17 protein-coding genes are annotated in these 18,288 nt (G+C 64.2%); 7 read left to right on the forward strand and 10 right to left on the reverse strand.

Translation table 11 applies throughout. The features are described from left to right. Nucleotides 1–3 precede the first annotated feature (3 nt). The 4 genes from flgK to ACVW16_RS06750 all read right to left on the reverse strand — a co-directional run bounded on the left by flgK (nt 4) and on the right by ACVW16_RS06750 (nt 6,411). Nucleotides 4–1,884 carry a flagellar hook-associated protein FlgK gene (gene flgK / locus ACVW16_RS06735; RefSeq protein ID WP_456735680.1) on the reverse strand — a complete coding sequence of 627 codons (1,881 nt, stop codon included), beginning with the start codon at nt 1,882–1,884 and terminating at the stop codon, nt 4–6. A 34-nt stretch (nt 1,885–1,918) separates the two neighbouring features. Beyond that, nucleotides 1,919–4,168 carry a flagellar hook-basal body complex protein gene (locus ACVW16_RS06740; RefSeq protein ID WP_456735681.1) on the reverse strand — a complete coding sequence of 750 codons (2,250 nt, stop codon included), beginning with the start codon at nt 4,166–4,168 and terminating at the stop codon, nt 1,919–1,921. A gap of 179 nt (nt 4,169–4,347) precedes the next feature. Next, a complete protein-coding gene (msrB, locus tag ACVW16_RS06745; protein WP_456704543.1) occupies nt 4,348–4,860 on the reverse strand; it encodes a peptide-methionine (R)-S-oxide reductase MsrB in 513 nt (170 codons plus the stop codon). Nucleotides 4,861–4,947: 87 nt separating this feature from the next. Then, on the reverse strand, nt 4,948–6,411 hold the full coding sequence (locus ACVW16_RS06750) for an NAD(P)/FAD-dependent oxidoreductase (protein ID WP_456704544.1): 1,464 nt from the start codon (nt 6,409–6,411) through the stop codon (nt 4,948–4,950). Nucleotides 6,412–6,503: 92 nt separating this feature from the next. Between ACVW16_RS06750 and ACVW16_RS06755 the strand changes: the two genes are divergently transcribed. Both ACVW16_RS06755 and ACVW16_RS06760 read left to right on the forward strand, forming a co-directional pair. Beyond that, on the forward strand, nt 6,504–7,040 hold the full coding sequence (locus ACVW16_RS06755) for a SixA phosphatase family protein (RefSeq protein ID WP_456704545.1): 537 nt from the start codon (nt 6,504–6,506) through the stop codon (nt 7,038–7,040). A gap of 54 nt (nt 7,041–7,094) precedes the next feature. After that, on the forward strand, nt 7,095–7,520 hold the full coding sequence (locus ACVW16_RS06760; RefSeq protein ID WP_092228165.1) for a universal stress protein: 426 nt from the start codon (nt 7,095–7,097) through the stop codon (nt 7,518–7,520). A 267-nt stretch (nt 7,521–7,787) separates the two neighbouring features. Here ACVW16_RS06760 and ACVW16_RS06765 read toward each other — a convergent pair whose 3' ends face one another. Then, entirely contained in the window at nt 7,788–8,024 is a 237-nt protein-coding gene (locus ACVW16_RS06765) for a DUF1127 domain-containing protein (RefSeq protein ID WP_456735682.1), read from the reverse strand. A gap of 184 nt (nt 8,025–8,208) precedes the next feature. On the opposite strand from ACVW16_RS06765, the gene ACVW16_RS06770 reads away from it, so the two are divergent. After that, nucleotides 8,209–9,552 (forward strand): aminotransferase-like domain-containing protein, encoded by a 1,344-nt coding sequence (locus ACVW16_RS06770; protein WP_456735683.1) that lies wholly within the window; start codon nt 8,209–8,211, stop codon nt 9,550–9,552. Between the two features lie 14 nt (nt 9,553–9,566). On the opposite strand, the gene ACVW16_RS06775 is transcribed toward ACVW16_RS06770, so the two are convergent. Together ACVW16_RS06775 and ACVW16_RS06780 are read right to left on the reverse strand one after the other, a co-directional pair. Continuing rightward, a complete protein-coding gene (locus ACVW16_RS06775; RefSeq protein ID WP_456735684.1) occupies nt 9,567–10,145 on the reverse strand; it encodes a YdcF family protein in 579 nt (192 codons plus the stop codon). Nucleotides 10,146–10,231: 86 nt separating this feature from the next. Continuing rightward, nucleotides 10,232–10,819 carry a hypothetical protein gene (locus tag ACVW16_RS06780; protein WP_456735685.1) on the reverse strand — a complete coding sequence of 196 codons (588 nt, stop codon included), beginning with the start codon at nt 10,817–10,819 and terminating at the stop codon, nt 10,232–10,234. Nucleotides 10,820–10,879: 60 nt separating this feature from the next. Between ACVW16_RS06780 and ACVW16_RS06785 the strand changes: the two genes are divergently transcribed. Beyond that, nucleotides 10,880–11,314, forward strand: a complete 435-nt coding sequence (locus ACVW16_RS06785; protein WP_456704550.1) for a hypothetical protein — start codon at nt 10,880–10,882, stop codon at nt 11,312–11,314. A 4-nt stretch (nt 11,315–11,318) separates the two neighbouring features. Here the strand turns inward: ACVW16_RS06785 and ACVW16_RS06790 are convergent, their stop codons facing one another. Together ACVW16_RS06790 and ACVW16_RS06795 are read right to left on the reverse strand one after the other, a co-directional pair. Further along, the gene (locus tag ACVW16_RS06790) at nt 11,319–13,718 is read right to left on the reverse strand and encodes a bifunctional diguanylate cyclase/phosphodiesterase (protein WP_456735686.1); all 2,400 of its coding nucleotides are present in this window, start codon (nt 13,716–13,718) and stop codon (nt 11,319–11,321) included. Between the two features lie 105 nt (nt 13,719–13,823). Continuing rightward, the gene (locus ACVW16_RS06795; protein WP_456738195.1) at nt 13,824–15,215 is read right to left on the reverse strand and encodes an MFS transporter; all 1,392 of its coding nucleotides are present in this window, start codon (nt 15,213–15,215) and stop codon (nt 13,824–13,826) included. Nucleotides 15,216–15,410: 195 nt separating this feature from the next. Between ACVW16_RS06795 and ACVW16_RS06800 the strand changes: the two genes are divergently transcribed. Both ACVW16_RS06800 and ACVW16_RS06805 read left to right on the forward strand, forming a co-directional pair. After that, nucleotides 15,411–15,776: a hypothetical protein gene (locus ACVW16_RS06800; protein ID WP_456735687.1), complete on the forward strand. Its 366-nt coding sequence runs from the start codon at nt 15,411–15,413 to the stop codon at nt 15,774–15,776. Then, nucleotides 15,755–16,108: a hypothetical protein gene (locus tag ACVW16_RS06805; protein WP_456735688.1), complete on the forward strand. Its 354-nt coding sequence runs from the start codon at nt 15,755–15,757 to the stop codon at nt 16,106–16,108. The genes ACVW16_RS06800 and ACVW16_RS06805 overlap by 22 nt, the downstream gene beginning before the upstream one ends. A 65-nt stretch (nt 16,109–16,173) precedes the next feature. Here ACVW16_RS06805 and ACVW16_RS06810 read toward each other — a convergent pair whose 3' ends face one another. Beyond that, entirely contained in the window at nt 16,174–16,680 is a 507-nt protein-coding gene (locus tag ACVW16_RS06810) for a YciE/YciF ferroxidase family protein (RefSeq protein WP_456704553.1), read from the reverse strand. 430 nt (nt 16,681–17,110) lie between these two features. Between ACVW16_RS06810 and ACVW16_RS06815 the strand changes: the two genes are divergently transcribed. Next, nucleotides 17,111–18,193: a lysylphosphatidylglycerol synthase transmembrane domain-containing protein gene (locus ACVW16_RS06815; protein WP_456704554.1), complete on the forward strand. Its 1,083-nt coding sequence runs from the start codon at nt 17,111–17,113 to the stop codon at nt 18,191–18,193. The last annotated feature ends 95 nt before the right edge of the window (nt 18,194–18,288 follow it).

The following is an 18,288-nucleotide window of genomic DNA, read 5'->3' on the forward strand; positions in this document are numbered from 1 at the left end:
TGACTACCCTTGAGCCTGGATCAACGTATTCATCATGCTCTGCACCACCGACATCACGTGAGCGTTGGCGGCATAGGCATTCTGAAGCTGGATCAGGTTCGACATCTCCGAGTCCAGATTGACGCTGGAGGTCGAGTTGAACTTGGCCTGCAGCGTCGAGACGACGACGCTCTGGCCCTGCTGGAGCGCGGTCGCCTGGGTCGAGGCATTGGCCTGGACGCTCAGGAACTGCTGCAGGTAATTCGAGATGCTGCCGGTGAACGGCTGGCTCGCGGAGCCGAGACCGGTCTGCGGCGAATAGGAATAAGTCGTGGTGGTAAGCTGCGAGTAGAGATAGTCCGATCGTGTCGTATCGCCCGTGGGCGTCACCGGCGAGGTGCTGTAGATCGACAGCCTGGTGGGGTCGGCGGTGAGCTGCGTGTTCACGGCGATCCGGCCGGCAAGGCCGGTCATCTGCGAGCCGGATCCCGTGATCGCCCCGGTATAGAGTGCCTGGCCGCCGTCGGTGAACAGCGGCAGCTGCGGACCGCCCGAGGTCAGCGACGAGACCGTCTTGCTGCTCGACGCCGCTGTAACCTTGGCAAGGCCGGAATTGTCATCGGTGACGCGCAGCGTCGTCGCACTCGCAGGCGACGGCGCTGGGGAAAACGACAGATGCGAGCCCGGGAGCGCGCCGTTGAGCGCCGCTGCTATGGCGCCCATGCCGCCTGAAAAATTGATTCCGATCTGCACCGGATTGGCATTGGTGCCGTTCGGCAGCGGCAACGCCGTCGGATCGGTCACGTTCACCAGGGTAACCTGGCGCTGGGTGTTGGTGGAGTCGGTATAGGTGATGTTGACGGTGTTGCCGGGCTGCGCGCCGGCGAGATCGATATCGAAGCCGGCGGGCGGTCCGGCGACGGTGGTGCCCGCCGTGGTCTTGTCCGACAGCGCGCTCGACATCGTCGCGGCGAGCTGGTCGACCTGGTTCTGCGCCTGCACCAGCGTCTGGTCGCGCAGCTTCAGGTCGGCCGCGATCTGGCCGGAGGAGACGACATTGTTGCCGGCGACGTCGATGGACGAGCCGTTCGGCAGCTTGATGGTGAGCGCGCCGACCCCGGACTTGGCCGGGTCGACGTTGTAGAGCGACGTCGCCGACAGCGCCCCGACGGATGCGAACGAGAATTGCGAGGCGAGCCCCGCGCCGACCAGCTGGATGCCTGTGGTGGTGTAGATGTTGGCCTGGTTCGACCCGTCGGTGGTGACGCGGACATCGACATATTTCGAGAGCGAGTTGATCGCCTGGTCGCGCTGGTCCATCAGCGTCGCCGCGGACGGGTCGGTCGGCGCGAGGCCCTGAAGCTTGGTATTGATGTCGGCGATCTGGTTCAGCGCGGCATTGGCGGCTTGGGACGAGGTGCCGAGATCCTGCTCGACGTTCGAGCGCAGCGACTGGATGCCCTTGGTGGTGACGTTGAGCTGCGTTGCCAGTGACTGCGCCGCACCGAGCGCGACGGTCTGCGCCGACGAGGAGCCGGCATTGGTAGAAAGCGCCTGCAGCGAAGAGGTGAAGTTGTTCAGCGCGTTTTCGAGCGTGCCGCTGTTGCCGGGCGTGCCGTAGACACTCTGAAGCTGCTTCAGAATGTTGGCCATCTGATCGGCGTAGCCGCTGCCGCCGGTCTCGGTGCGCAGCTGGTTCTGCACATAGCTGTCGATGTCGCGGCTGACGCCCGTCGTCTTCGCCGTCGAGCCGAAGTCACCGGTGGTGACTTCGATCTGGTTCGGCGTCTGGGCGACGTAACCCGGCGTCTGCGAGTTTGCGACGTTCGACGACACGATCGAGAGCGCAGCCTGGTTGGCGCGCAGACCGCTCATCGCACTGGCAAGGGCTGAACTCAAACCCATCTTACTTGCCGCCTTCGGTTACGTTGCGCGCCGATCAGCGCAACACGTTCAGAAGATCCTGGACCATCGAATTCGCCGTCGTGATCACCTTGGTGTTGGCCGAATAGGCCTGCTGGGTCACGATCAGCTTGGTGAACTCGTCGGCGATGTCGGTGTTGGATCCTTCCAGCGACGAACCGCTGATGGTGCCCGAAGCACCGGCGATCGCCGGTCCCGACTGGTCGGTCACGGCATAGGCACCACCATCGAGTGCCTTGAGGTAGTTGGTGCCGTTGAAGTGCGACAGCGTGACCTGGGCGAGGTCGAGGTTCTGGCCGTTGGAGAAGGTGCCGACCACGATGCCGTTGTTGTTGACGGCGACCGAACGAAGCTGACCGGCAGCGTAGCCGTTCTGCGTGATGGTGTTGATGGTCACCGCGCCGCTGGTGCTCGCATATTGCGTCAGCCCGCCCGAGGAGATGTTGAAGGCGACCGAGCCGAGCGACTGATTGTCGACGGAGACATTGTTGAGGGTGATGCCCGAGCCGCCCGGCGAGGTCAGCGAACCGTCGCTGGCAAAGGTGAAGGCCTGGCCCGCGTTCGTCCATGCAGGATCCGCGCCGGTCGTGTTGCTCTGGTAGAACAGGTTCCACGTGTCAGCATGACCTGCACCCAACGAGGCACTATCGGTTTTGGCCCAGCGTAGTTGCAGGTTTACCGGCGTGCCCGCAGCGTTGTAGGCGGTGACGGCGCCGCCGCTAATGGATTCCTTCGTGAAGGTCGCAACCTCGCTGCTGAGCACAGTGCCTTGACCGGAGCCACCGCCGCCGCCACGATTCTTGGAGATGGATGACGTGAAGCCGAGGGCGGCGAAGGCAGCACTGGCGGTGGCCGAGCCAGACACCGATACTGACAGGTTATTGACCGTGCCGGTGTTCAGCGTAACGACCCCGCTAGAATTGACCGAGGATCCATTCGCACCGCTGAGCGCGTCGATCTTGCCCAGCAAGGTGTTGATGTCATCGCCGACGTTGATCTGGTTCGCCCCGGAGGCACCCGACGCCATGAAAACCAATGGTTTGCCGTCGACCGTAATCGTATCGCCCGCCTGAAAGCCCGTTGAGAGGACTTCCGGACCGCCGGCGGTCGCAGTACCGCTCAGCAACGTTGTGCCGGTGATCGCTGGATTGGACAGAACATTGCCGCCGCGCGTCACAGTGCTGAGGCCGAGCGTGGTTGCGGCCTGGCTGCTGAGGACTGTCACATCGGTGGCGGTGCCGGTAGCGATCTGGATCTTTCCACCGGCGGTCATCGTCACGTTGCCGGCGGGGACGCCGGCGGCTGACGCGATCGCACTCAGGACGTCTGACACCTTCGCGCCAGTGCCTGCGCCGAGGCCGATCGTGGAGCTTGTGCCGAGCGAGACGGTGGTGGTGTTGTTGAATTGTATGGTGTTGCCGTTAACCGTCAGCGTCTGACCAATGAGCGAGCTGAGGTCAAGATGCGGGGTCGTTCCGGTATCGAGGGACGTGCCGCTATTGGCTGCGGCCGAGGCGCTGTCCTGAAGCGCGACAGCCCCCGTCGCGGTGGTGGACGTATAGGCTGAGCGCAAGTTGCCGGTGGCAGCCGACCCGGTGACCGCCACGCTCGTATAGGGCGCGGGGGGCGTGCCAAAGATCAACGGGTTGTTTGTGAAATCGGATGGATTCAGCCCACCGGCCGCAAGCAACGACCCGCTCGCTCCCGTTGAGCTCGCCGGCGTGTTCGGCTGAGTCGGCAGGTTCGCCGCGTACTGGATCGACGACGTCGCCTGCGCCGGGACGAAATTATTCTGGAATTGCAGCACCGTCGGCACGTTCCCAGTCGGGTTGCCGGTCTTGGGGTCGACCGCGACGCCCATCAAATAATAGCCGGCGCCGTTGACGAGGTTGCCGTTGGAATTGATCTGGAAGTCGCCGCGACGGGTGTAATAGGAGACGCCGTCGAACACCGGCGCGTTGTCGACGGTGCCGGTGGCCTTCTGCACCGAGAAGAAACCGTCGCCCGTGATCGCCATGTTGGTGGCGACGGAGGAGGACGAGATCGTGCCCTGGGTGGTGATGGTCGCCTGCGCGTGCGCGGTGACGCCGCCGGCAACCTGCTTGCTCGGCACGGAGGCGTCGGGAATGAGATCCTCGAAGCTGGTCCCGATGCCCTTGTAACCGGTGGTCGACGAGTTCGCGATGTTGCCCGAGATGTTCTGAAGCGCGTAGGACTGCGCCTGCAGGCCACCCACCGAGGTGTTCATTGCATCGAAGATACCCATAACTTTGTCTCCAAATCCGATCTCGGCGGCCGGCAGACCAATGGCCGCAGTCGGAGGAGACGTCGCAAGGCCTATGCCAATGCGGGTATTCTCATGAAATCAACGACTTAAATAGATATGCCCCGATCCGATGACCGGGGCATAATTGCCGGACCGGCAACAATTGCCGGGAACAAACCTCAGGTCGCCGACGGCGTCGCGGGGTGGAAGACCAGCCCGAAACCGTCGATGCAATAGCGCAATCCCGTCGGCTTCGGACCGTCATCGAAGACGTGACCGAGATGGCCGCCGCAGCGGCGGCAGTGCACCTCGGTGCGCACCATGCCGAAGGTGCGGTCCTCGGTCTTGCCGACATTGCCCTCGATCGGCTGGTAGAAGCTCGGCCAGCCCGTGCCGCTCTCGAACTTGGTCTCGGACGCAAACAGCGGCAGGTCGCAGCCGGCGCAGGCGAAGATGCCCTTGCGATGCTCGTTCAGCAGCGGGCTGGAGCCGGGCCGCTCGGTGCCCTCCTTCCGAAGGATCTCATATTGCTGCGGCGTCAATTGCGCACGCCACTCGGCGTCGGTCTTCTCGATCTCGAATTTTTGCGCGGCTTTCTCCCCAGCCTGCGCCGGCGTTGCTCTCAGCCAGCGGAAGGCCGAAAGGCCAAACAGGCCGGCGACGGTCGTTAGCAGGATGCGGCGGTCAAACATCTCATTCTCCGTGCGCAGGGAGTCCATGCCCTGAGATACGGGCCCTAACGGCCGATGTTACACGTCCAGGCGGAATTTTTCGCGCCCTTATTGCGAGACGCCCTGCTCCTGGGCAACCGGTTCCGCTACCTCCCGCGCAGCCGGCTGCGGCGCCGGCGGGGCCACACGCGGCCGAACCCCTGAGGGTTGACGGCGCGGACCGATGCCAGCAGCCCGGTTGGCCTCAGCGAGCCTGGCCTCGCGTTTCCGGTCCTTTACCCGTGCCCGCTCGCGATAGCGCGCAAGCGACCCCGCGGCAGCGGAACTCGCCCTGCCCCATAGGCCGACCAATTGGCCGGCAACCCGCCCGGCGCTGCCGCCGGCCCAGACCAGTTCGAATGGCGAAAACAGTTTCCATCGGTCGTCGCCCGACAGGATGCCGCGCGCGATCAGCTGCCCGGACATGGCTGAAATGTTCATGCCCTGGCGGCCGAACCCGCTCGCCACCCACAGACCTTTGCGCAATTCTCCGATCTGCGGCATGCCGTGCACGGTCTGCCCGGTGGCGCCGCCGAACGTTTCTGATATCTCGACGTTGCCGAGCTCAGGGAAGATCGACCGGATCCGTCGCTTGACGCTGCCCGCAAAGCGCTGCGGCCGCACGGCCCAGGTCGTCTCCGGGCTCTCCCACATCAGGCGGTCACCATCGACGATGCGAAAATGATCGATGCCATCGGAATCCATCACCGATCCCTTGAAGCCGATGATCTCGTGCACGCGATCGCCGAGCGGCGCGGTGATGCCGGCATAGCGCCAGACCGGCAGCAGCGTCTCCGACAGCCGCCGCAACGGCGCGCCGAGATGAATGTTGCCGGCGAGCACGATCTGGCTGGCACGCAGCCGTGCCGAGGGCGTCACGATGCGCTTGCGGATACCGGAATGATCGATGCTGACGACGGGCGTATCCTCGAAGATGCGCGCACCCGCGCGCCGCGCCAGCGCGGCGAGGCCGTGGACATATCTGCGGCCGTCGACCTGGAACGCTTTGGGGTAGTGGACGCCGTGGAAATAACGATCGGTCTTGAGCGCCGCGCGAACGCGATCGACCTGCCAGCCCTCGGCCTCGGTGTCGAAATCCTCATTCAGCATCTGCAGCCGGCTGATCAGCCGATCGCCGGCATCGACGTTGGAGACCTCGAGCACGCCGTCGGTGAGGCCGATATCAGGCATGTTTTCTTCGCTGGCATTGGCGCGCACGAACTCGGCGCCCTGCTTGGAGAGCATCCACAATTCGATGGCGTCCTCGAAGCCGATGCGCTCGATCAGCTCGGTGAGCGGCAGCGCAAAACCGGGCATCACCGTGCCGAGCTGGTTGCCGGAGGCGTTCCAGCCGATATGGCGGCCTTCGAGCACCGCGACGCTAGCCCCGAGCCGGGCCGCCTCAAGCGCGATGGAAAGGCCCGCGAGCCCTGCCCCGATAATGCAGATATCGGCGTCAAGATCGAAGGACAGCCGGACACGCTCGCGAAAGCCGGCTTCTTCCTGGGACACGCTTGTGAAAGTCTCGCTCATAGCGTTTCTTAAGATACCAATCGGGCGCTTGTCACCTTGTCCTCAACGGGCGCCTGTACATTATTCAAGATGTGGAACGATTCGAGAATGCCATGCGCCGTTTGATGCTGCTGCGTCACGCCAAGACCGAGACGGACGCGCCGAGCGGCCGCGACCAGGACCGCCGGCTCGACGATCGGGGCCAGCGGGATGCCGCCGAGATGGGCGACTGGATCGCTGCCCATCAGCCAGTCCCCGAGATGGTGCTGGTGTCGCATGCGGTCCGCGCCCGGCAAACCTGGGACATCGCCTGGGAGGCAATGAAGGACCGCGTCGCAGCGCCTGAGGTCGAGATAATGCCGGAACTCTACGGCGCGGACCCCGCGCGGATTCTCGAAACCGTTCGCACCGCAACCGTCCCGGCCAACCCAAGGCAATTGCTGCTGGTCGGGCATAATCCAGGCATGCACGAGGCTGCCCTGATGCTGATGGGCGGCGGCGATCCGGCAGCCGCCAAGTCGCTCGCCGACAATCTGCCCACCGCGGGGCTTGCGATCCTGGACTTTGCCGTCAAGGATTGGAGTGACGTGGCCTACCGCCGCGGCAAACTGGTGCTGTTCGTCAGCCCCAAGTTGCTTCGACTGGGGTGAGACGCGCTGGCGCCTTCTCCATGTTGATCCAGCTTGGTCATTAGGGAGGCGCAGATGTTCAAGTCCATCCTCGTACCCATCGACCTCGCCGACACCGATCTGGCAAAGCCTGCGATCGCGACCGCGACGACGCTGTCGCAGAACTGGAACGGATCGATCCGGCTGCTCAACGTGCTGCCGATGACGCCCGTGATGCTGGCGGAATACGTCCCGGCCGATTTCGACGAGCAGCAGCGCCAGACCTCGGAGGAGGCACTCGCCATCGTCGCGCGCGAATCCGGCATCGACGCCTCCCATATCTCCAGCGTCGTTCGCCAGGGCGGCATCTATCACGAGATCCTGGAGGAAGCCGCGCAGATGAAGGCCGATCTGATCGTCATGACCTCGCACCGGCCTGCGATGCGCACCTATTTCCTCGGATCGAACGCCGGGCACGTGGTGCGTTACGCGAAATGCTCGGTGCTCGTGGTGCGCCATTAACCTCGGAGCAATATCGTGAAGCAGTGGTGGCGGAGATGGACCTACGGGGTCCCGCTCGCCGCAAGCCCGACCGGTCCGAGACCGATCGAGCGTGTGGAGGTTTGTGGGGTCAGGTCGCGTTGGCCTGATGCTGACAATGCTGGTCCGAGACCTCGCCACCCCGTCATTGCGAGTTTAGCACCGGCCGAAGGCCGACGCGCGCTTGATGTAACGGCTGCGCAGCAGCGTCAGAACGCTGCAGCGCATCCGGGACTCAGGCAAGGCGCCTCACAGATACCGCGTCAGTTCGGCTTTGAACTGGCCGTAGACGGCGTCTTCGATCTGGCTGCGGTTGATCCCGATGTCGCGCAAGGCGCGGTCGTCGAGTTCGCTCAGCGTCTTGATGGCGGTGCGGCGCTCAAGGCTGTCGAACAGCGCGTAGGCGGCGTTGACGAGCTTGGCAAAAAATCCGCTCGACGAGGATGGGCGTAAACTCCGCCCGGCAGTTTGCGAGATCATGGTCATGTTTCTTCTCCGGCCTGAAGTCCCGCGCGGCGATGCAGATGCCGTTGGCGCAAACGCTTGAGCGCTTGCACCTCATTTGCCGTCGGATTGCTCTCGCTCTCCCCGGCTAATCGCGGACCTTGATGGAACTTAAATGCTCCAGTACATTACTCGGAGCAAGAAAAACATTGCTCTCGGTGCAATAATGTCCAAGTTCGAGTACGTGAAGCTTGCGGATGCCATTGCCGCAGATATCTCTAACGGCACGTTAAGGGCCGGCGACCGGCTGCCGCCGCAGCGCAATTTTGCCTATGATCGCGGCATCGCGGTCTCGACCGCGAGCCGGGTCTATACGGAGCTGTTGCGCCGGGGCCTGGTGGTCGGCGAAGTCGGACGCGGCACCTTCATCTCCGGCGACATCAGGCGCGAAGTCGAGAGCATCGCCGAGCCGCGCGATGCGCGCATCGATTTCGAGGTCAATTATCCGCTGCTGCCGCAGCAATGGGCGATGATCGCCAAGAGCCTCGCCGGACTGGAGCGCGTCGACGCCCTGGAATCCGTGCTGCGCGCCTCGACCAGCACCGGCACGAAGAGCGCCCGCAATGCCGCCGCGGCCTATCTCGCGCGCAAGGATTTTGCGCCGCAGGCCGAGCAGATCGTGTTCACCGCCAACGGCAAGCAATCGCTCGCGGCCGCGCTCGCAGCTCTGGTTCCGACCGGCGGCCGCTGCGGCGTCGAAGCCCTCACCTACCCTTACATCAAGAGCATAGCCGCTCGGCTCGGCATCACGCTGGTGCCGATCCCGATGGACGAACATGGCGCGCGGCCCGACGCGATCCAGAAGGCGCACCGCGAAGCGCATCTGTCGGCGCTGTATCTCCAGCCCATCATCCAGAATCCGCTCGGCGTCACCATGAACGCGACGCGGCGCGCCGACATCATGCGGGTCGCCGAAAAGCTCGATCTCACCATCATCGAGGACACCGTCTACGGCTTCCTCGCAGACGACGCTCCGCTCGCAGCGCTCGGGCCGGACCGCTGCATCGTGCTCGACAGCCTTTCCAAGAAAGTGGCGCCGGGGCTTGCGCTCGGTATCCTCGTTGCGCCGCCTCATTTGCGCGAAAGCGTGATGAGCGCGGTGCGCACGGGCGGCTGGATCGCCTCGGGCCACGCGCTCGCATCCGGCCAGCGGTTGATGGCCGACGGCACCGTTGCCGAGTTGACGCGGCTGAAGCGCATCGACGCCGCGCGGCGCCAGCAGACCGCGGCACGGCTGCTCGCCGGCTACCAGGTCGCCGCCGACACGCGCTCCTATCATCTCTGGCTGACGCTGCCGCCGCACTGGCGTTCGCAGACATTCGTTGCCGCGGCAGCCCGGCGCGGCATCGCGCTGACCCCATCCTCGACCTTCGCGGTCGCGCATGGCCACGCCCCGAACGCGGTGCGCCTGGCGCTCGCCCCGCCCTCCTTCGAGCAGCTCGATTCCGGCCTGCGCACGATCGTGTCGCTGCTCGGCACCAAGGAGGAGGATTTCGACTCGACGGAATAACGCGCGGGAAGCGCTCAGCGCTCCGGCCATTCCGCGATGAATCCCCTCGCCTTGTACGGCTCGATCTTGTCCCATTCGTGCAGGATACGACGGCGAAACTCAGGGTCGGTGTGCCAAAGCGCGCGCGGTGTCGTAAAGCTATCGACGGTGAGCAGCAGTTTCGTCACCTCCGGCCAGTGCCGGTGCAGCGTCATCGGATAACGCCGCGCCGTCCAGGTGTTGCCGAGGCAGATCACGCTGCGGATGTTGCGCAGTCCCAGCGTCGCATCGATGATGGGCAGCGAGAAGATCACGTTCTCACCGGTGTTCGTGGCGCGATGCTCCTCGAGGGTCCGGTCCGCCGGAATGCCCGCAGCGACCATCGCCGCCTTGATGATGGTGCACTCGGATTGCTCCGAGCCTGAGGTGACACCGCCGCTGACAATCGACCAGCGGAAATACCCGTCACGCCACAGTTGGGCGGCGGTCTCGACGCGAAGCGCGACGTCCTCGCGGGTGCCGAACACGAACAGCAAATCGGCCGGCCGAAGCGGCGTATCGACGAGATGGGTGCGGTTGATCCCGGCGATCTCGTCCGCCGTCGGCAGGCGCATGCTGCGATTCCCAGATGTCATCGCACCACGATGCGGGACCGGCGCGCGGCTGCGAAGTCAATTTTCATTGCGGCGGATTGCAAGCCCTAAGGCAGCAGGGAGCGAGGCAGTTGGTCGAAGTTGTAGGCACGCGGCCTGTTGCGTTGCACGAAGCCCCCAACCTGCCAGGCGAACAGCGCGGCAAAGCCGAGGATGAACAGCACGCCGGCGAATTCGCCGATCAAGAGCGCGCGGATCAACAGTCCGGTCATCGCCACGGCCAGCAGCGCCAGGAATGCCAACACCGCCACGTAGGTCTTGACGCCGAGACCGGCGGTAAGCTCGGCGCGGCTGCCGGCCTTCGCCAACCGCGCGTGAAGCTCGACGAGAAAATCGCGAAACCCGCTGTCCTGCGGCGCCATCAGCGCCGCGGTCTGCCAGCTCGTCGACAGGATCGCAATGCGACCGCCTCCGACGCGGCTGATATCGGCGCGAAAGCGGTGCTGCTGCATCGAGACCGGGCGGAACGACAGCCTGATTGCACTGATCTCGTCATAGCGCCAGAGGCCGGAGCGCCCGGCGATGCGCCACGACAATCCCTCGTCGGTCAGCTCGAAGCGATGCGCCGAACCGATCAGCGACGCCTTGTAGGCATAGCTCGTGACCGCCCCGCCATACCCGTCCGACACCTGCATCGCTCAATCCCGTCCGCGATCCGCTTGCGCAATCGCCCTCCGCCATCCTACAAGCGAGGCATGGCTGAGACGATCTATTTTCCGCGCCGCCTGATTCTCGGAGCCGCCGTCATCGCGGGCGTGCTGCTCGCGCTCGCGGTGCACATGCTGGGTGCTCGCTACGGGCTCGACCTCGGCGGGCTCTGGCGCGCCGACACGCATGAGTTCATGCCGACCGGTGCTGCGATCGCCTGGTGGCTGATCGCATCTGTCGGATTCTCCGGCGGCTATTTCACGGCGACATTGATGCAAAGCGCCGTCTCCGGCCAAATTCCGCAGAGGATGCGGCAATTCCTGATCGCGGTCGGCGTGCTCCTGCTTGCCGGCGCCGGACAGGCCGCCGCGGCGCCGAGCCCGCTTCCGACCATTTCGGGCGTGCTTGCCGGTCTCGCGGCGCTGTGTCTCGGCGCGGTGATGGCGTTCTGTGGCGCGCATTTCGCGCTACGCCGCGGCTAGCTCCTCAGGCCGACGCGCGCAGCAGCGGCCGTTTCAGCATCATCGCGATATCGGAGGCCGGCCGCGGCTTGCTGAACAGGAAGCCCTGCGCCTGGGTACAGCCTTCCCGCCGAAGCAGCTCCAGCTGCGCGTCATTCTCGACACCCTCCGCCGTGGTGACGATGCCGAGGCTGCGGCCCAGGCCGGTCACGGCGCGGATGATCGCCACCGAATCCTCGCGCGTGGCGAGCTCGGACACGAAAGAACGATCGATCTTGATCTTGTCGAAGGGGAAGCTGCGCAGATAGCTCAGCGAGGAATAGCCGGTGCCGAAATCGTCGAGCGAGATCCGCACGCCCATGGCGCGCAGGTCGTGCAAGGTGGTCAGCGTCGCCTCGCTGTTCTGCAGCAGCACGGATTCGGTGATCTCGAGCTCGAGCCTGTTCGCCGCGAGCCCTGATTTCTCCAGCGCCTCCGTCACGGATGCGATCAGGTTCGGGTTCCGGAACTGCACGGGCGACAGATTGACGGCGACGCCGACGTCGTCAGGCCAGGTCGCGGCATCGGCGCAGGCGCCGTGCAACACGAGTTCACCGAGCTGGACGATAAGGCCGGTCTCCTCGGCAAGCGGAATGAAGCTGACAGGCGAGATCAGGCCGCGCTGCGGATGGTTCCAGCGCAGCAATGCCTCGAACGAGACGACACGATCGCTGGCGACGTCGCGGATCGGCTGGTAATAGGGCTGGAACTCGTCGCGCTGGAGCGCAGCCCGCATATCCATTTCGAGCAGGCGCCGCGCCTGCGCGCGCGCATCCATGCCTGTCTCGAAGAAACGATAGGTGCCGCGGCCGTCGGCCTTGGCGCGGTACAGCGCCAGGTCGGCGTTCTTCAAGAGCTCATCAGGATTGCTGCCGTCCTGCGGCGACAGCGAAATGCCGATCGAGACGCCGATCACGATCTGATGGTCGTCGATCTCGTAAGGCGCGGAGATCACCTCGACGAGGCGGCGGGCAAGCGCCCGCGCGGCAGCCTCTTCGGAGCGACCGATCTGGACCACGGCGAACTCATCGCCGCCGAGGCGGGCCACGGTGTCGTGCTCGCCGACGGTCGCCTTCAGCCTGCGGCCGACCTCCTTCAGCAGCGCGTCGCCGATCGGGTGACCAAGCGAGTCGTTGATGTCCTTGAAATGATCGAGGTCGAGGCAGAGCACCGCGAGCTGGTCGTTCGAACCCGCCCGGCGCAAGCCCTGTTCGAGCTGCTCGTGGAACTGCACGCGGTTCGGCAGGTTGGTCAGCGCATCGTGGCGCGCCATGTGCGAGATCTTGGCCTGCGCCTCCAGCCATTCCGTGATGTCCTCGAAGGTGGCGACCCAGCCGCCACCCTGCATCGGCTGGTTGACGACACGGATCGAGCGGTCGAACCGGCGAACGACGTCCGTCGTCGTGCGCCCCTGCCGGGCATCGGCGACGAGGCGCGCGAAGAATTGCTCGGGATCGCCATTCCACTGCCCTTTCGCCGCTTCCTCGCGGAGAATGTCGCGCAGAACACGGCCGGTGAGCTGCATGTCGGAGCGGCCAAGCATCGCCGCATAGCGTTCGTTGAACAGAATGATCTTGCCTTCCGCATCGAACATGCACAGTCCCTGCGACATGTTCTCGAGCGCGGTGTCGAGCACGACCTGCTGGCGCCCGATCTCGCCCTTGGAGCGACGGTCGAGCACGGCGGCCGCGAGCGCGATAACGATAATGGCGACGGCCGCGCTGGCGGTCAGGATGGACAATGAGGCCGGCGGGATCGAAAGACCGCCGATCGCAAGCGTCGGATCGGGCGTCAACTGCAGGGCGCCCATCGCGGTGAAATGGTGCGAGACGATGGCAACCGTCATCAGGGCCGTGGCGGCAAGCGCGTTGGACAGATTATCGCCTCGTCCCGCGACGAACAGGGCACTCGATCCAAAGACGACGCCGAGCAGGATCGATACCGCGACGGTTCCCGCAGTCCAACTGATATGGGCAGGAATCTCGAACGCCATCATTCCGGTGTAATGCATGGCAGCGACACCGCCGCCAACGACAGCCCCGCCAAGCGCGACCAAAGCTCCGCGCCTGGTCGAAACCGAAATGCTGAGACCGATGAAGGTGACCGCGATCGCAAAGATAAGCGAGAGGATCGTCACGGGAATGTTGTAGGCACCACCGGCGCCCGGCCCATAGGCCTGCATCGCGATGAAATGGGTTGCCCAGATGCCGCAGCCAGCGACGACGGCGTCGAGGGTGATCCACACGAGGCGAGCACCGCCGTTCGCCGCACGCGCCCGGTGAAACAGGCTGATTGCCGCCGCGCTCGCGAGCAGGCAGACCGCGCCGCCGAGTGCGACCAGACGCCAATCATGCTGGTCCGTGAGACAAAACAGAACTTGATACATTGCCGGCCCCTATCCTGCCGGGCACTAGAACCAGCAGAAATGGACAGTCGGTAACCGGCCGTGCGCCGGTTACCGGAATGGTGAACGGGGAGTGTGTCTGACCGCTCACATTGGTCGTGCAGGCACCCTCGCGCCCAGGCCGATCACGGCCGCCGCGATCAGAAGGACCGCCGCCGAGATGATGAGCGATTGGTGAAGGCCGCTCATGAAGGCGCCGTCGGAGGTGAGCAGCGAGCCGAACAGCGCGACGCCGAGCACGCTGCCGGTCTGCCGGGTCGCGTTGAGGACACCGGCCGCGATACCGGAGCGCGCTTTCTCGACACTTCCGAGCAAGGTCGAGGTTAGCGGCGGCACCAAAAGGCCAAGCCCGCCGCTGATCGCGATCATCTGGGCAAAGATCGCCCAATAGCTCGTCCCGGCCTCGATCCACACCATGCCGAGGCAGCCGAGCGCGGAGATCGAGGCACCGACGACGATGGTCGGGCACGGGCCGATGCGCTCGGCAATGCGCGGCGCCAGCAGATTGACCGGCAGCACCGCGCCCATCATCGGCACGAAGGCAAGTCCGGTCCACCACGCCGACAAGCCGTTGATCCGTTGGAAGTAGAGGCTCAGCACAAAGATCAGGCCGTAGATCGCGATATTGACGAGGAGACCGACGACCGTGGTCAGGGCAAACAGCCGGTGACCGAACAAGGACAGCGGCAGCATCGGCTGCGCCGTGCGGCTCTCGCGCCAGACGAACAGCGCCGCGAGGACGGCCGAGCCTACGAATGCCGCGATCACCGCGGGATGTGCCCATCCAAGCGCACCGGCTTCGATGATCGCACCAGCCAACGACCCGAGCGCACCGATCGCAGTGAGTTGGCCAGGCAGATCAATCTCCCGCGAGCGCGCCCGCGTCGTGTCGGTCCCATATCGCCAGCTCAGCCACAGGCCGGCGAGGCCAATCGGCAGATTGACCAGGAAGATGGCGCGCCAGCCGACCAGCGTGATCAGCGCGCCGCCGACGAAGGGACCTGCAGTCAGCGCCAGGCTTGCGCCGGCGGCCCAGACCGCGACCGCACGTCCGCGCGCACGATCATCCGCATAGGCGTGGTTCAGCAGCGCCAGCGAATTCGGCACCAGGATTGCCGCTGCCAACCCCTGAACCAGCCGTGCACAGATCAGCACAACGGCGTTGGGAGACAGCGCACAAGCCAGCGAGGCTGCGGTGAAGATCGCAAACCCGGCCATGAAGATGCGCTTGGCACCGATCCGGTCGCCGAGTGCGCCGGCGGTCAGGATGAAGGCAGCAAAGGCGATGGTGTAGGCGCTGACCACCCATTGCAACTCGGCGACGCCACCACCGAGCGACTTGCCCATCGCGTCGAGTGCGGTGTTGACGATGGTGACGTCGAGCTGCACCACACCATAGCCGAGGCTCATTGCAGTGAGTGTCAGAGCGGACGATGCTTGCGCACCTCGCCTGCTCCACGCTTTCGGAAAGGAATCCATCTGAAGAAATTCTGCCGACATGATCCACCTCGTGTTTGGAGGGGGAACGCCACCGTTAGGCCTTCGTTGCGTGACAACGCTTCGGTTCTGATCGAAACGTCGCCGCGAAGTCGATTGTAATCAGCCCCGGAAACTCGCGACGCTCTGCCCGCGATGCAGGTCCGCTCGGCGCAGAGGCATGGGAACAACGTCAGATTGCTTCGTGTTGAGCCGCCTGTCTGCTCGTCGAGGCAGCGACAGTCATGGAGCCGACGGTCATGGCAAGAGTTGGCAACACCTCGGTTCCCTCGGTTTTTTGCAGGATCACAGTTCGGCAAGACCGCAACCGTCATTGCTGTCTCCTGCCTGATCGGCGCACTGTTCGCCGGCAGCACGGTCGCAACCCCGCTCTACGTCATCTACAAACAACAGCTGGGTTTCTCGCAGATCACGTTGACCCTGATCTACGCCGTCTACGTCGTCGGAAACCTGACGGCACTCATGATCTTCGGCCGGATGTCCGATCAGGTCGGCCGGCGGCGCTGTCGAGCCGCGCCGCGATGCTGTGGTCGATCGGCCTGATGCTGCCGAGCCTAGCCCTGCTCGTCACCGCACAATTCGCAGAATCACTCGGCGTCATGATCGCGGCGACCGCGATCTGCGGCGTAGCAGCGGGCCTCGGTTATCGCGGCAGCCTTCAGGTGGTGAACCAGGTCGCACCGGATGACCGCCGCGCCGAAGTGGTCTCGGCCTATTTCATCTGCTGCTTTCTCGGCAACGCGCTTCCGGTGATCGGTATCGGCGTCCTCGCGACCCTGATCAGCTCGACTGTGGCGAGCCTGGTCTTCGCCGTGACCATTGCGATGTTCGCGCTGGTCGCGCTGGTGTTCGGCCTGCAATACCAGGCCGGCTAGGCGCAGCCGAAAAAAGCGACGCCGTGCGGAATGCACGGCGTCTCCAGGCGGAAGCTATCTCGCTGTTAGCTCGCTGCCCTCAGGTTCACCTTGCTCTCGGCCAGCGATGTCAATTTCTTGTCGGTCGCCTTCTCTTCCTCGAGTGTCTTGGCGAGCACAGCGGCGCAGTCGGTGCGGCCGAGCTGCTTGGCCCAGGCGATCAGGCTGCCATAGCGAACGATCTCGTAATGTTCGGCGGCCTGCGCCGCATTGATCAGGGCCGCATCGAGCACCGCCTTGTCGGCGACGTCGCCCGCGGTTTCATCAGCCTCCTCGATGATGCCGTCGATGGCCGGACAATCGACCGCCTTCAGTTGGGCGCCGTGCATCTTGAATACTTCCTCGAGCCGCGTGACGTGCTGCTTGGTTTCTTCAAGGTGCGTCAAAAAGCCCTGCTTCAGCTGCGGATCCGTCGCCTTATCTGCCATTTTCGGCAGCGCCTTGGTGAGCTGTTGCTCGGCGTAATAGATGTCCTGTAGCTGATGCACGAACAGGTCGTTCATGGTCTTGATGTCTTTTGTGAACAGTCCCATCGTTCTGATCCTCGCGGGTCTCGGGAACACGACGGGCACAGGCTTGCACGAAAGCCGCTTGTTTCGCCGTGTTCGGTTGCTGATGGGGCGCTAACCTGTCGACGGCGCCGTCGTTCCAAAGGAAACCCTCAGCCTTTTGCGCCGGAACAATGCTTGCAGCGGGGGGATGTGAAAACCATCTGAACATACCGACGCGCAATCGAAGCCTGACGCTCGACTCATATGCTTAACGTGCGCCCCATGTGAACCAGATATGACAAAACGAGCCGCTTCCGTGCGGATCCCGTCCTTGTCAAGGGCTGCACAAGTCTCTGTTTTTGCCTTAAATGAGCTACATCATGCCTAGCGATCGACGCCCAGTTCGGGCAGTGATCGCAACCGACCGTCCAATGTCTGGCCCGGTCGGCCTTGCCCCCTGCCGGGAGGATGAATGCACGGACTGCTGCCCGCGCTGAAACGCGGCTTCACGAGATGGATCGGCTGGCGACGGCTGGGCATTGCCGCGAGCGTGATGATCATCGCCTTCGCGGTCACCACGCTCGTGCGAACGCTCCATGGGATCGATCGGAACGCCATCCTCACGGGGCTTGCCGATATCCCTCGTGGCAATATCGGCCTGGCTGCGCTCTGTGTGTTCTTGGCGTTCTGTACGCTGACCTTCTACGATTTTTTTGCGCTGCGAACGATAGGCAAGAAACACGTGCCCTATCGCATCGCAGCACTCTCCAGCTTCACGTCCTATTCGATCGGCCACAACATCGGCGCCACCGTGTTCACGGGCGGTGCGATCCGTTTCCGGATTTATTCGGACTATGGGCTGAACGCGATCGACGTCGCAAAAATCTGCTTCCTCTCCGGCCTGACCTTCTGGCTCGGTAACATCTTCGTGCTCTCGATCGGCATGTCGATCCATCCGGATGCAGCTTCCTACATGGATCAGCTGCCATCGTCGATCAATCGTCTGATCGCGATCGGCGGCCTCGCCTCGATCGGCGCCTATCTGGTCTGGCTTTGCATGGGCGAGAAGCGCCGCGAGCTCGGCCAGAAGGGCTGGAAGGTGGTGCTGCCGTCGGCGCCGCTGACGCTGGTGCAGATCCTGATCGGCGTGGTCGACCTCGGATTTTGCGCGTTGGCGATGTACCTGTTGGTTCCGGCCAATCCGCCGATCGACTTCCTGTCCCTCGCCGTGGTGTTCATCCTGGCGACGCTCCTGGGCTTCGCCAGCCATGCCCCCGGCTCGATCGGCGTGTTCGACGCCGCCATGCTGGTGGCGTTGCCCGAATTCGGACGCGAGCAGCTGCTGGCGACGCTGCTGGTCTTCCGCATCCTCTATTTCGTGATCCCGTTTGGTCTCGCCATCTCCATCATGGGCACCCGCGAGCTCTGGATGAATGTGGTCCGGCCCTGGCAGGAGCGCCGTCGGCTGGCGGAAGCCTGCGCGCAGGCCAATCTGCCCAAGGAGGTGACGCCGATGGAGCGCGAGCGGCTGGTGCGTCAGGCCAGCAAGCGTTAAGGCCGGCCGACGCTTACGTTCCGGGAGCTCTGCAGACAAGAGGTTGCAGGCGGCGCAGCGATCTCTCTTATTTCCGCCTCAACTTTGCCGTTGAA

It is taken from the genome of Bradyrhizobium sp. USDA 4474 (assembly GCF_054057515.1).

Excerpts from the sequence above, each read along its gene's own strand:
- flgK (WP_456735680.1), bottom strand. The coding sequence starts at position 1,884 with ATGGGTTTGAGTTCAGCCCTTGCCAGTGCGATGAGCGGTCTGCGCGCC.
- ACVW16_RS06740 (WP_456735681.1), bottom strand. The coding sequence starts at position 4,168 with ATGGGTATCTTCGATGCAATGAACACCTCGGTGGGTGGCCTGCAGGCG.
- msrB (WP_456704543.1), bottom strand. The coding sequence starts at position 4,860 with ATGTTTGACCGCCGCATCCTGCTAACGACCGTCGCCGGCCTGTTTGGC.
- ACVW16_RS06750 (WP_456704544.1), bottom strand. The coding sequence starts at position 6,411 with ATGAGCGAGACTTTCACAAGCGTGTCCCAGGAAGAAGCCGGCTTTCGC.
- ACVW16_RS06755 (WP_456704545.1), top strand. The coding sequence starts at position 6,504 with ATGCGCCGTTTGATGCTGCTGCGTCACGCCAAGACCGAGACGGACGCG.
- ACVW16_RS06760 (WP_092228165.1), top strand. The coding sequence starts at position 7,095 with ATGTTCAAGTCCATCCTCGTACCCATCGACCTCGCCGACACCGATCTG.
- ACVW16_RS06765 (WP_456735682.1), bottom strand. The coding sequence starts at position 8,024 with ATGACCATGATCTCGCAAACTGCCGGGCGGAGTTTACGCCCATCCTCG.
- ACVW16_RS06770 (WP_456735683.1), top strand. The coding sequence starts at position 8,209 with ATGTCCAAGTTCGAGTACGTGAAGCTTGCGGATGCCATTGCCGCAGAT.
- ACVW16_RS06775 (WP_456735684.1), bottom strand. The coding sequence starts at position 10,145 with ATGCGCCTGCCGACGGCGGACGAGATCGCCGGGATCAACCGCACCCAT.
- ACVW16_RS06780 (WP_456735685.1), bottom strand. The coding sequence starts at position 10,819 with ATGCAGGTGTCGGACGGGTATGGCGGGGCGGTCACGAGCTATGCCTAC.
- ACVW16_RS06785 (WP_456704550.1), top strand. The coding sequence starts at position 10,880 with ATGGCTGAGACGATCTATTTTCCGCGCCGCCTGATTCTCGGAGCCGCC.
- ACVW16_RS06790 (WP_456735686.1), bottom strand. The coding sequence starts at position 13,718 with ATGTATCAAGTTCTGTTTTGTCTCACGGACCAGCATGATTGGCGTCTG.
- ACVW16_RS06795 (WP_456738195.1), bottom strand. The coding sequence starts at position 15,215 with ATGGATTCCTTTCCGAAAGCGTGGAGCAGGCGAGGTGCGCAAGCATCG.
- ACVW16_RS06805 (WP_456735688.1), top strand. The coding sequence starts at position 15,755 with ATGCTGTGGTCGATCGGCCTGATGCTGCCGAGCCTAGCCCTGCTCGTC.
- ACVW16_RS06810 (WP_456704553.1), bottom strand. The coding sequence starts at position 16,680 with ATGGGACTGTTCACAAAAGACATCAAGACCATGAACGACCTGTTCGTG.
- ACVW16_RS06815 (WP_456704554.1), top strand. The coding sequence starts at position 17,111 with ATGCACGGACTGCTGCCCGCGCTGAAACGCGGCTTCACGAGATGGATC.